The sequence below is a fragment of the Streptosporangium sp. CA-115845 genome (assembly GCF_050943795.1).
Taxonomy (GTDB): domain Bacteria; phylum Actinomycetota; class Actinomycetes; order Streptosporangiales; family Streptosporangiaceae; genus Streptosporangium.
This window is the reverse complement of record NZ_CP191988.1, coordinates 5,996,983-6,009,367: the sequence shown is the minus strand read 5'-3', so window position 1 is coordinate 6,009,367 and position 12,385 is coordinate 5,996,983. Positions and strand designations below refer to the sequence as shown.

Genomic DNA, 12,385 nt, shown 5'->3' with positions numbered 1-12,385 from the left:
TTTATGCCTGCTGAGACCCCGAGGGGTCGGCGACGTGCTCGGGCAGGACGCCCAGGCCGATGAAGCGTCTGGCCAGCGGGCCCAGTACGGGAAGGCGGGAGACGCCGCGCGGCAGCCGCACCGGGCGGGTGCGCTCGGTCAGCGCCGGCTGGATCAGCCGGTTCTGGACGACACGCTGGGCGAACTGGGTGATCACGGTGGGCGGGGTGCGCCGCCGCTGGACCCTCGCGAGCAGCGACTCGGGGATCTCGGCCCCGGCGGCGAGCGGTCCGGCCAGCAGGTTCGCGGCGGCGACCGCGTCCTGCACGGCCAGGTTGATGCCGACGCCGAAGACCGGCGACATGGCGTGCGCGGCGTCCCCGATGATCAGCAGCCCCGGCCGGTGCCAGCGGCGCAGCCGGTTGAGCGCGACCGACAGCACGCTGACGTCCTCGAAGCCGGACAGCAGCCCTACCCGGTCCGCCAGGAAGGGCAGGAGCCTGGCGACCTGCTCGCGCAGCGCCGCCATCCCTGCCGAGCGCAGTGCCTCGAAGCCGTTCTTGGGGATCACGTAGGCGAGTTGCCAGTAGGTCTCGCGGTTGATCGACACCATCAGGTGGCCCGCCGACACTCGCAGGAACGCCGTCTCGGAGTCGGTGGGCTCGCGCGGCAGCCGGAACCAGACCACGTCCATCGGGGCCCCGTGCTCCACGGGGACCAGCCCGGCGGCCCTGCGCACGTCGGAGTGGCGGCCGTCGGCGGCCACGGTGAGCGTCGCGCGCAGCTCGTGCTCACCGGAGGCGTCCCGGTAGCGCACCCCGCGCACCGCGTCGCCTTCGCGGATCACTCCGTGGACCTCGGACTCCATGAGGAGGTGGAAGTTCGGATACCTGGCGGCGGCACGGGTCAGCAGGTCGAGGAACTCCCACTGTGGCACGAAGGCGATGTACTGATATTTGCCTTTAAGTCCTGACAGGTCGGCGATCGGCACCGTGGTGTCGTCGGTCTGGATCTCCATCCCGTACATCTTGCGGTGCGGGAGCCGGTGAAATTCCTCGGCCAGGCCGAGCTCGTCGAGGATCTGGAGGGTCGACGGGTGGATGGTGTCGCCCCTGAAGTCGCGCAGGAAATCGCCGTGCTTCTCCAGGAGCGTCACCTCGACACCGGCCCTGACCAGCAGCAGCGCGAGCATCGCCCCGGCGGGACCGCCTCCGGCGATCACACACGTGTTCCGAGTCATAATTCATCACCCCATGAAATTCTGGCACGGGATGCCGCCGAAGAGAACCGCGGGCGCGGTCTTTTCCTCGCGGGCGCGTGGCCGGCCGGGGTGCCCTCCGGTCAGCGAATGCCGACGTAGAACCGCGTCTGGTCGCTGCGGTGCAGCGCGTAGTAGGCCTCGAACCGCGTGCCGTCGGGCATCCAGGCGACCGACTCGATGCCGAGCAGCGGCGTCGAGGTGGAGACCTCGAGCAGCGCGGCGTCCTCGCGGTTGGGGAAGGCGGCCTCGATCCACCGGTCGGCGGCGGCCGGCTCGATCCCGTAGCGCCGCCGCAGCAGGTCGTACAGTGACTGGTTCTCCAGCACGGCGCGCTCCAGGCCGGGCACCAGACGGGCGGGCAGGGCGGTGTCGACGAGCAGCCAGGGCTGCCCGTCGACGCGCCGGAGCCTGCGCAGCCTGACCACCTGTTCCCCGGGCGGGATCCGCAGCAGGGCGGCCTCCCGCTCGTCGGCCTCGCCGAGCGACTGGCGGATGGTCCGGGTCGTCACGCGGCGGCCGGACTCCCGCAGGTCGTCGGCGGAGCCGGACATCGACCCGATGAAGTTCAGTTCGGTCTTGCGCGGTGAGACGAAGGCGCCCCGCCCCTTGATCTTATAGATCAGGCCCTGCTGCACGAGCTCGCGCAGGGCCTCCCTGACGACGGTTCGGGAGACCCCGAACATGTCGGTGAGCTCGGCCTCCGACGGCAGCGGCCGGTCCGCGCCGAACTCGCCGCTCTCGATGGTCGCCCGAAGTGCGCGCATCAGCTGCATCCACAGCGGCTCCGTTCCGTCGCGGTCGAGGCGCGGATACGTCATCGTCACGGGAACCTCCTCGGGGGGCGTCCAGGAAAGCATTTCATATGGGCAGACCTGTCATGACAGGGTGGTGATCCTGTCGTGACAGGAATCCGGCGATGCCGGGTGGATTCCCGTCTATCTACCTACTGAGCAGGAACGAAAGAGGCTGTTGACATCCATGTAACGTGGATTTAGTGTACCTGTCACTACAGGTCTGTAATGACTACACTGCTACGCCCCCTATGAGCGATGAGTTCACGGCCTCGACTCGCACCGCCTCGGCGGACCTGCCCTCTCTGGAGACCATGATGCGTATCCGTCCCACATCCCGGCACTGGCGTGCGGCCTCGGCGGCGTCACTGACCGCCCTCGCGGTCCTGGCGGCCGGTTGCGGCTCCGGTGACTCCGCTGCCGGCACCTCCGGCGGCGCCGCGGAGACCTCCGGTGAGAAGCCGTTCATCGCCCTGAGCAACGGCTTCATCGGTAACGGCTGGCGCCAGACGATGATCGCCAAATTCGAGGCGGCGGCGGGCCAGGCCCAGGCCGACGGCCTGATCAGCAAGTACAAGGTCGTCAACGCGCCGGGAGAGAACTCCGCGACCGAGCAGGTCGCCCAGATCAAGAGCCTCCTGCTGCAGAAGCCGGACGCCCTGCTCATCGACCCGGCCTCGCCCACCGCGCTCAAGCCGGTCATCCAGCAGGCGTGTTCCGCGGGCGTCACCGTCGTGGTCTTCGACTCCGCGATCGAGTCGGAGTGCGCCTACGTGCTGCAGAACAGCTTCGTCGACTGGGCCACCTACGCGGCCAAGCCGCTGCTGGAAGGCATCGGAGGCAAGGGCAACGTCATCGTCAGCCGGGGTGTCGTCGGCTCGCAGCCCGAGGCCGAGATGCTCGAGACCACCAAGAAGATCCTCGGTGAGTACCCCGGTGTGAAGACCGTCGCGACGGTGAACGGGATGTGTGACGGCGCCACCGCGCAGAAGGCCGTGCTCGGCGTGCTGTCGAGTGTGCCGAAGGTCGACGGCGTCGTCGGCTGTGGCGACGGCTACGGCGTCGCCCAGGCCTTCGCCACGGCGGGCAAGCCGGTTCCCGCGGTGACGTTCGAGACCAACGGCCGCGCGCTGAGCTACTGGAAGGACAACAAGATCGACAACGGTTCGGTGGCCGTCATGTCCGACCCGGGCCAGTCGGTCGCCGCGCTGTGGCAGGCGCTCGACCTGCTGGAGAAGCGGGACATCCCCAAGCACATGACCTTCCCGATCGTCCTGGTCGAGCAGAAGGACCGTGACGCCTGGGCCTCCGTCCTCAAGCCCGACGAGTACGCCGCCTGGCCCTGGACGCGTGAGCTCTTCCGCGAGCAGGTCAAGGCCGTGCAGACCGGTGGAGCGCCGGTGCAGCCGCCGATCCCGACGGCCGCCGGTTAGGCGGGGAAGGCACGGAGGAGGCCACCTCATGCACGTCGACAACTTCGCCGCCAAGCCGTTCGCGGCTTCGCGGGAGAAAGGCGGGGGACCGTCCGAGCAGCAGCCCGTCGTGATCGCGAGGGGCGTGGCCAAGACGTACGGGCGCACCCGGGCCCTCGCCGGTGTCGACCTTGAGGTACGGGCCGGCGAGGTGCTCGGCCTCGTCGGACACAACGGAGCCGGCAAGAGCACGCTGATGCGGGTCCTCGCCGGGCTGGAGGCCTGCGACGAGGGCACGGTCACGGTGTGCGGGCGAGACGCCTCGGGCGAGGCCGGGCCGAGGGCCGGGGACTTCCGCGGCGTGCGGATGGCCTACCAGGAGACGTCGCTCTGCCCCGACCTCACGGTCGCGGAGAACATCTGGGTCTCCTCACGCCACTGCCTTCCCCGGCTGGGCTGGCGGCGGGCGGCCGGTGACGGCGTACGGCGCAGGCTCGACGAGATGTTCCCCGGCCACGGGGTGGCACCGGGCGACCGGGTCGAGGACCTGTCGCTGGCCCAGCGCCAGATGGTCGAGATCGTCCGGGCCAGCCTGGTCGACCGGCTCGACCTGCTGATCCTCGACGAGCCCACCGAGTCCCTCGGCCCGGACGCCGCGCGCTCGCTGTACGACTACGTCCGCACCCTCACCGCGGGCGGTGTGGCCGTGCTGCTCATCTCGCACCGCATCCGGGAGGTCCTTTCGGTGGCCGACCGCGTCGCCGTGCTGCGCGACGGGGCGGTCATCGCCGAACGGCCCGCGAGCGGACTCGGCGAGCACGACGTACTGACCCTGATGGGGGCCGAGGTCGCCGCGAGGACCGGGAACGAGCGGATCACGGCCGCCGAGGGCGGTTCCGGGGATCGGCCGGTGCTGGCGGAGTTGCGCGGCGCCACCGGTCCCGGACTGCGTGACGTCTCCGTACGGGTCGGTGCGGGTGAGGTCGTGGGCCTGGCCGGGCTGGCCGGTCAAGGCCAGCAGGAGGTGCTCGAACGCCTGTGGCACCCGGTGCGGCGTGACACGAAGGTGCGCGGCACCCGGGCGTACGTGCCGGGCGACCGGCAGCGTTCCGGGGTGCTGCCGCTGTGGAGCGTGGCGGAGAACCTCGTGGTGACCGCGGCACGCGGTATCGCGCGCCGCGGTCTGCGCCGCCCCGCCGAGGAGCGCGCGGTCGTGCGGAACTGGGTCGATCGCCTCGCGATCCGAGGTGGCCCGGACGCGGCGATGACCGAGCTCAGCGGTGGAAACCAGCAGAAGGTGATCGTCGCCCGGGCGTTTGCCTCGGCGGCCGACCTGGTCCTGCTCGACGACCCCTTCCGGGGAGTCGACGTGCACACCAAGACCGACCTGTACGGCCTCATCCGCCAGGAGGCGGCCCAGGGCCGGAGTGTCGTCTGGTATTCGAGCGAGAACGCCGAGATGGCCCACTGTGACCGGGTCTACGTCTTCCGGGCCGGCCGAGTGGTCGCCGAGCTGGCCGGGACGGAGATCTCCGAGGAGAGGATCATCGCCGTCTCGTTCGCCGAGTCCGATGGAGCGCAGAACCATGAGTGAGACTCTCGTGCCGGCCCTGCCGAGCCGGGCGCGGATGCGCCGGACGGCCCCGGCCGTGGTCAGCGCCGTCGCGATGATCGCGATGATCGCCGTCTGCGCGTCGTTGCAGCCGGACGTGCTGAGCGTGGCCGGGCTGTCGCTGGTCCTCTCGGCGACCGTGCCCCTGGTCATCGCGGCCCAGGCGCAGATGACGCTGATGGCGGTCGGCGACATCGACCTCGGCATCGGCACCTTCGTCGGCCTGGTCACCGTGATCACGGCGACCAGGCTGGTGACCTCCCCGCTCGTCGGAGTCCTGATCCTGCTCGGGCTCGTCGCGTCCTACACCGTTCTCGGCGTTCTCATCCACCTGCGCAGGGTGCCGTCGCTCATCGCCACCCTCGGCGCGTCGTTCGTCTGGCTGGGGCTGGGCATGTTCGTCCTGCCGACACCCGGCGGAACGACCCCGGAGTGGCTGGCGGCCTTCGGCATGTGGCAGCCCGCCGGGTTCCCGGCGCCGCTGCTGCCGATCCTCCTCGTCGCCGCGCTGGTCTACCTGCTCAGCGCGCGCAGCACCCTCGGGGTCAGGATGCGCGGCCTGGGCAGCAACCCGGTGGCCCTGGAGCGGGCGGGCCTGCGCCCGCTGGCGTCGCGGGCCATCGCCTACACCGCCGCGGGCGCGCTCGGCGTGCTGTCCGGGCTCGTGCTGGCCTCCCAGACCGGGGGCGGCGACGTGTCGTCGGCCTCCAGCTACACCCTGATGACGGTGGCGGCGGTGATCCTCGGTGGCGGCTCCTTCCACGGCGGCAGCGCCGTGCCCTGGGGAGTGGTGGTCGGCGGCGTGACCCTCGGCCTGGTCAGCGTGGTCCTCAGCCTGCTCGATGTGCCGACCAACATGCAGTCGGCGGTTCAAGGCGTGATCGTCCTGGCCGTGCTCGCCGGACGCGTCCTGGTCGGAAAGGTACTGCGATGAACATCCGCGCGCTCGTCGCGCGTCCGTGGATCTGGGGTTTCGCCGCCGCGGCGCTCGTCTGGCTGATCATCCTGGCGATCTCAGGTCAGGGGGGCGGCCAGACGGTCTCCCTGGCCCTGTCCCTGGCGCCCTACCTGGTCATCGTGGGACTCGGGCAGATGCTCGTCATCACCGCCGGTCCCGGCAACATCGACGTCTCCGTGGCGCCGATCATCTCCCTCGCCGGATTCGCCTCGGTCCTGGCGGCCTCGTCCACCGGCTCGGCGACGTTGGGAATCCTCGCGGGCGCCGGTGTGGGTCTCGTCATCGCGGCGATCAGCACGGTGGCGATTCTCGGCCTGTCCGTTCCGCCGATCATCGCCACGCTGGCCGCCGGGCTCATCGCCTCCTCGGGCACGCTGTCGCTGGCGAACGGTTTCAGCGCGGTGCCCGATCCGGGGCTGCGGAGCCTGCTCAACCTGCGCCCGGCGGGCATCCCCATCCTCGCCGTGGCCATCGCGGTGGTGACCGTCCTGGTCATCGCGCTGCTGCGCGGCACGATCTACGGCCGTTCGCTGATCGCGGTGGGGCAGAACCGCCGGGCGGCCGAGCGCGCCGGAATCCCCGTCGCGCGGATCATCGCGGTGACCTACCTGGCCAGCGGCGCGCTGGCCGGCCTGACCGGAGCCCTGCTGGCCGCCTACATCGCGCCCTCCGCGGACCTCGGCACGCGCTACCTGCTCGACTCGGTGGCCGTCGTCGTGATCGGCGGAACGCTCATCTCGGGCGGGCGGGCCGTGCCCGTCGGCGTCTGGGGGGCCGCGCTCTTCTTCATCCTGCTGGACGGCCTGGTCAACCTCGTGGGCTGGAGCAGCGCGGCGCAGAACCTCCTCAAGGGCGGTCTGGTGCTGCTGGTCCTCTTCCTCGCCGGCGGCGGTGACCGCGTCGCCGGCACATCCCCCCGTTTCCGACGGCGGCCGCGACCCGCGGCCGTCACCACCACAACCACTGGAGAGAACACCCATGGCTGACACCGACGGTCTGCTCGACGCCCGCGACTTCGGCGGCGCCGCCTCCGTGACCGGCGGCTTCCACGTCAAGGGCGCACAGGCCCAGGACTGGGGCCTGCAGAACCGGCTCGCGAGCATCTTCAGGGCCGACACCGGCCGGACCGTGATGCTCGCGTTCGACCACGGCTACTTCCTCGGCCCGATGGCCGGCCTTGAGCGCATCGACGTCAACATCGCCCCGCTGGTGCCCAACGCCGACGCGATCATGCTGACCCGGGGCGTGCTGCGCACCAGCATCCCGCCGGCCACCGACGCCGGCATCGTGCTGCGCGCCAGCGGCGGCCCGAGCGTGCTGCGCGACCTCTCCGACGAGCACATCGCCCTGGACATGGAGGACGCGGTACGGCTCAACGCCGCGGCCGTGGCCATCCAGGTCTTCGTCGGCAGCGAGAACGAGTCGCGGTCGATCGCCAACCTCGCCGCGCTGGTGGACGCCGGCCAGCGGCACGGTGTCGCCGTGCTCGGCGTCACCGCCGTCGGCAAGGACATGGTCCGTGACGCCCGCTACTTCCGGCTGGCCACCCGGATCAGCGCGGAGATGGGCGCGCACATCGTCAAGACGTACTACGTCGAGGAGGGCTTCGAGACCGTCACCGCGAGCTGCCCGGTGCCGATCATCGTCGCGGGTGGCAAGAAGCTGCCCGAACTCGACGCCCTGACGATGGCCTACCGGTCGATCCAGGAGGGTGCCGCCGGCGTCGACATGGGCCGAAACATCTTCCAGAGCGAGAACCCTGCCGGCATGCTCGCGGCGATCCGCGCCGTCGTGCACGACGAGATGAAGCCCGAAGAGGCCTACCAGCTCTTCAAGGACCACTCGGCCGCCGGCACCGCGTCCTGACCCCTTCTGGGGCTCGGGCCCCGGCGCGAGACCGCCGGGGCCCGGTCCCGTCATCTCCCGGGAGCTCCCATGTCGCAACAACCAGCCGGATCTGACGACGTCGTCGACCTCGCCGTCATCGGAGCCGGTATCAACGGGCTCGCCATAGCCCGTGACGCCGCCACCCGTGGCCTGCGTGTCGTCGTCGTCGACCGCGCCGACGTGGGCTCGGGAACGTCAAGCACGTCCAGCCGGCTGATCCACGGCGGGCTGAAGTACCTCGAACGCTACGACCTCAACCTTGTGCGGGAGTCGATCCGTGAGCGGCACCTGCTGTTCCGCAACGCCCCGCACCTCGTTCGCGACTACCCCATGCTGATCCCCTCCTACGCGGGCGACAGCAGGCCCGGCCCGCTGATCCGGCTCGGCCTGGCCGTGTTCGACGTCCTGTCGACGGGGCGCAGGCACGGTCGCAGCCGCAGTATGTCCCTCCGCACGGTGGCCCGCAGGTGGCCCACGCTGTCGAGGCGCGGCCTGCGCGGGGCCTCGCTGTTCCCCGACGCGCAGGTGCCGTGGGCCGAGCGGCTCTGCGTCGAGTTGCTCCTCGACGCCCGGCGGCTCGGCGCTCGGGTGCTCACCCACACCACGGTCACCGGGCTGATCGTGGAGAACGACCGGGTCGCCGGGATACGGGCCGAGGACAACGCCTCCGGCGCGCGAACCGAGATCCGGGCCGCGATCACGGTGAACGCGGCCGGCCCATGGATCGACAGGATCCTTGACGGGCAGGTGGCCAGCCGGCGCCTCAACGGCGGTACCAAGGGCAGCCACATCGTCGTCGACGCGTTCCCGGGCGCGCCCGACACCTGCATCTTCTTCGAGGCGGCCGCCGACCATCGGCCGATCTTCGTCTTCCCCTGGGAGGGCCGCTACGTGCTGGGGAGCACGGACCTGACCTATGAGGACGATCTCGACGAGGTCATCACCAGCGACGAGGAGATCGACTACCTGCTCGCCGAGACCAACCGGATCTTCCCGAGCGCCGGCCTCACCCCCGGCGACGTGCTCTACAGCGTGGCCGGCGTCCGGCCCCTGCCGTACACCGCCGGGATCTCCGACAACGCCAAGATCAGCCGCGGGCACACGGTGCACAGCCACGCCCCGGCCCACCCGGGGCTGTTCACGGTCATCGGCGGCAAGCTGACGACCCACCGCGCCCTCGCCGAGGACGTCACCGACGCGGCGCTGCGCGCGCTCGGCCGCACTCGCCGGCGCTGCCTCACCCGATCCCGGGCCTTCCCCGGAGCCGACACCGCCGACTGGCCGACCTTCAGCGCGGACTTCATGCGCTCCTCGCCGCTCACCCCGGCGCAGTCGCGCCGGCTGCTCGACGTCTACGGCGTACGGGCCCGCAGGGTGCTCGAACTCGCCGAGACGGACGACACACTCGCCGAGGTCGTCGACGAGGAGACCGGCGCGCTCGCCGCCGAGGTGGTCATGGCGGTGCGCGAGGAGGGCGCCGTGACGCTGGGGGACATCCTGCTACGACGTACCCTGATTGGACTCGGCCCCGACATGGGCCTGAAGGCGGCCGCGGCCTGTGCCGACATCGCCGTACGTCACCTCGGCTGGGACGAAGGGCGGGCCCGCGCCGAGATCACCGGCTACGAGGCCGAACTGCGGCGCTTCAGGCCGCGGGTTCTGGCCACGTCGGTCACACCGCCGGACACACTACGGAGCAGCGACAGGAGGACCTCGTGACAGCCCCGGACACGTGCTACATCGGCGTCGACATCGGCCTGACGGCCTCGAAGGTCGCGGCCTTCGACACCGAGGGACGGGAACTCGGCGTCGTGCACGCCCGCACCCCCCGCACCAGCGTGACCGCGCACCGCCACGACGTCGACATGCTCGGGCTGGCCGACACGGTCATGTCGCTGCTCGGCGAGCTCACCGGGAAGCTGGCCGCCGACGGATACACCCCGGCGGGCATCGGGGTGGCGGCCCACGGTAACGGACTGTATCCGGTCGACGCCGCTCTGAGGCCGGTCGGGCCCGCCATCGCGTCGTCGGACAGCCGGGCCCAGCGGATCGTGGACGCGATCCCGGAGCGGGAGGCCAGGCGGCTGGCCAGGGAGACCGGCTCCATCCCGTGGGCCGCACAGCCCGCCGTGCTACTGCGCTGGTTGCACGACGTCGAGCCGGAGGGCTACCGGGCCACCCGGTGGGCACTGTCCTGCAAGGACTGGGTCACCGCGCAGCTCACCGGCGTGCCGAGCGCCGACTACAGCGACGCCAGCGCCTTCGGCATGGTGGCTCTCGACACCCGCACCTACACCCCGACGGCGCTGGAGCTGGTGGGGTTGCCGGCGAGTGACCTCGACCGGTTCCCCCCGCTGCGCCAGTCCAGTGACGTGGTCGCCGGGCTGAGCGCGGCGGCCGCGGCACGCACCGGACTCCCCGAGGGACTGCCGGTGATCGCCGGTTGCATGGACTGCGTGGCGGCGACGCTCGGCGCAGGGGGACGCGGCCTCGGAGACGTGACGATCATCGTCGGGACGTGGGCCATCAACGGGGCCGTGGTGCCCGCCCGCACCCCGGCGCCCGAGGTCACCATGAGCGCGCTGATGCCCGACCCGGCCACGATGCTGGCCATGGAGGTCGCGCCGACCTCGGCCGCCAACCTCGAATGGCTGGCGTGCGCGTCGGTGCCGCACGACCAGGTCGGTGGCCTGCTCGCGGCGGACCTGCTCAGGGAGGCGGCCATGGTGCCGCCGGGCGCGGAGGGCCTGCTGTTCCTGCCCTTCGTCAACGGGGCCCCCGAACACCCAGCGGCGTCGGGGACCTTCCTCGGCATCTCCGGCGTGCACCGCCGCGGGCATCTCACCCGCGCGGTCATCGAGGGGGTCGCCCAGTACCACCGGGTTCAGCTCGACCGGGTCCTGGCCAGCGGGGCCGACATCGGGGGCCGGCCGTGGCGGCTGGCCGGTGGCGGCGCCCGATCCGAGGTCTGGGCGCAGATCTTCGCCGATGTGCTGGGGCGGCCGGTCCGCCGTCAGCTCACCAGCGAGCTGGGAGCACGCGGGGTCGCCTCGCTGCTGCCCGCCGCGCTCGGCCACGATCTCCAGCCGTGGTCGGTCAGTGACGAGGCCGACCTGTGCGTGCTTCCAGGCCCCCAGCGGGAGGCCTACCTGCGGCACTCGGAGGTCTTCGACCGGACGCTGGCCGGCATGTCGTCCGCCTGGTCGGAGGTCGATCGGTACCGTACGGCCGGTCCCGCCGACGCCGGGTAAGGCCGGGAGGGCACCGGGCCGGCCGGTCACGGCCGCCGCCGGGAACCTGCCGGGGCCCCGGGACGCGGGCACCGGGCCGTAACCGGGCCGGGGTGAGGTGCGGAGCCGTCCGGACGCGGGCGGGGCGGTGGAACCCCACCGCCCCGCCCGCGTCGTGGTACCGGCCGAGGCTCGGCTCCGTTCCGCCCGGCGCGCCGAAGGCCACCGGAAGGGGGGCGCCTCAGGCGGAGGATCGCTCGACCAGATGGGTGTCGAGTATCACCACCGGCTGCTCCAGGTGCTCGCCGTTGATGCGGGAGACGAGGAGGTGGGCCATCTGCCGGCCCATCGACTCGGTGGGCTGGTGCACGCTGGTCAGGGCGGGGGAGGAGTGCGCCCCGGCGGGCGAGTCGTCGAAGCCGATCACCGCGACGTCGCCGGGGATGCTCTTGCCCTCCTCACGCAGCACCCGCATCGCGCCCAGCGCCATCGGGTCCGAGGCGGTGAAGACGGCGTCCAGGTCGGGGTTCTCGGCGAGCAGCTTGCGCATTTCGGCCATGCCGCTCTCCTCACTGAAGTCGCCGTACGCCACGATCTCGCTCAGGCCGGTCGCGAGCAGCGCGTCGCGGTAGCCCGCGAGCCGGTCCACGCCCACGCCCATGTCCTGTGTTCCCGCGATGGTGGCGATCCGGCGACGGCCCCTGCCCAGCAGGTACTTGACCGCCTGCCTGGCTCCGGCCCGGTTGTCCACGTCGACGTAGCTGTAGGGGGTGAGGCCGACAGGGCGGCCTCCGATGACCGTCGGCACGCCCATCGCCTCCAGCCTTCCCGGCAGCGGGTCGGCGCCGTGCAGGGAGATCAGCAGCACCCCGTCGACGTGCTGTCCGGTCAGATAGTGCTCCAGCCGCTCGTGCTCCTGCTTCGACTGGGCCATCGCGAGGATCAGCTGCAGACCGGTCTCGGACAGTGCGGAACCGATGCCGCGGATGGTTCCCGCGAAGTACGGCTCGTCGAAGACCCGCAGCTCGGACTCCGATACGACCAGCGCCACGGTGTCCGTGCGCCGGGTGACCAGCGCGCGCGCAGCCCGGTTGGGCACGTAGCCCAGTTCCTGGATCGCCTGCAGCACGGCGTCGCGGGCCTTCTCGCTCACCTTCGGTGAACCGTTGATGACCCGCGACACCGTGCCTCGGCCGACTCCGGCCAGGGCCGCGACCGCCTCAAGCGTCGGACGACGGTCGCCGTTCATGTGTTT

10 protein-coding genes are annotated in these 12,385 nt (G+C 71.4%); 7 read left to right on the top strand and 3 right to left on the bottom strand.

The window, feature by feature from the left end; genetic code table 11:
* Position 1 precedes the first annotated feature (1 nt).
* Both ACQP0P_RS29295 and ACQP0P_RS29290 read right to left on the bottom strand, forming a co-directional pair.
* A complete protein-coding gene (locus ACQP0P_RS29295) occupies positions 2–1,219 on the bottom strand; it encodes an FAD-dependent oxidoreductase (RefSeq protein ID WP_433360365.1) in 1,218 nt (405 codons plus the stop codon).
* 101 nt (positions 1,220–1,320) lie between these two features.
* The gene (locus ACQP0P_RS29290; RefSeq protein ID WP_433382167.1) at positions 1,321–2,058 is read right to left on the bottom strand and encodes a GntR family transcriptional regulator; all 738 of its coding nucleotides are present in this window, start codon (positions 2,056–2,058) and stop codon (positions 1,321–1,323) included.
* A 224-nt stretch (positions 2,059–2,282) separates the two neighbouring features.
* Here ACQP0P_RS29290 and ACQP0P_RS29285 point away from each other — a divergent pair, with 224 nt between their 5' ends.
* The 7 genes from ACQP0P_RS29285 (at position 2,283) to ACQP0P_RS29255 (ending at position 11,151) form a co-directional block, all read left to right on the top strand.
* Positions 2,283–3,464 (top strand): ABC transporter substrate-binding protein, encoded by a 1,182-nt coding sequence (locus ACQP0P_RS29285; protein ID WP_433360362.1) that lies wholly within the window; start codon positions 2,283–2,285, stop codon positions 3,462–3,464.
* 28 nt (positions 3,465–3,492) lie between these two features.
* Entirely contained in the window at positions 3,493–5,037 is a 1,545-nt protein-coding gene (locus ACQP0P_RS29280; RefSeq protein WP_433360359.1) for a sugar ABC transporter ATP-binding protein, read from the top strand.
* Positions 5,030–5,989 (top strand): ABC transporter permease, encoded by a 960-nt coding sequence (locus ACQP0P_RS29275; RefSeq protein ID WP_350930376.1) that lies wholly within the window; start codon positions 5,030–5,032, stop codon positions 5,987–5,989. Before ACQP0P_RS29280 ends, ACQP0P_RS29275 begins: the two co-directional genes overlap by 8 nt.
* A complete protein-coding gene (locus ACQP0P_RS29270) occupies positions 5,986–6,999 on the top strand; it encodes an ABC transporter permease (protein WP_433360356.1) in 1,014 nt (337 codons plus the stop codon). The genes ACQP0P_RS29275 and ACQP0P_RS29270 overlap by 4 nt, the downstream gene beginning before the upstream one ends.
* A complete protein-coding gene (gene lsrF, locus ACQP0P_RS29265) occupies positions 6,992–7,879 on the top strand; it encodes a 3-hydroxy-5-phosphonooxypentane-2,4-dione thiolase (RefSeq protein ID WP_433360353.1) in 888 nt (295 codons plus the stop codon). The genes ACQP0P_RS29270 and lsrF overlap by 8 nt, the downstream gene beginning before the upstream one ends.
* A gap of 69 nt (positions 7,880–7,948) precedes the next feature.
* Positions 7,949–9,619 (top strand): glycerol-3-phosphate dehydrogenase/oxidase, encoded by a 1,671-nt coding sequence (locus ACQP0P_RS29260; protein ID WP_433360350.1) that lies wholly within the window; start codon positions 7,949–7,951, stop codon positions 9,617–9,619.
* Positions 9,616–11,151, top strand: coding sequence for an FGGY-family carbohydrate kinase (locus tag ACQP0P_RS29255; protein WP_433360347.1), 1,536 nt, complete (start codon positions 9,616–9,618; stop codon positions 11,149–11,151). The genes ACQP0P_RS29260 and ACQP0P_RS29255 overlap by 4 nt, the downstream gene beginning before the upstream one ends.
* Positions 11,152–11,371: 220 nt before the next feature.
* Here the strand turns inward: ACQP0P_RS29255 and ACQP0P_RS29250 are convergent, their stop codons facing one another.
* A complete protein-coding gene (locus tag ACQP0P_RS29250; RefSeq protein WP_030908950.1) occupies positions 11,372–12,379 on the bottom strand; it encodes a LacI family DNA-binding transcriptional regulator in 1,008 nt (335 codons plus the stop codon).
* Between the last annotated feature and the right edge of the window lie 6 nt (positions 12,380–12,385).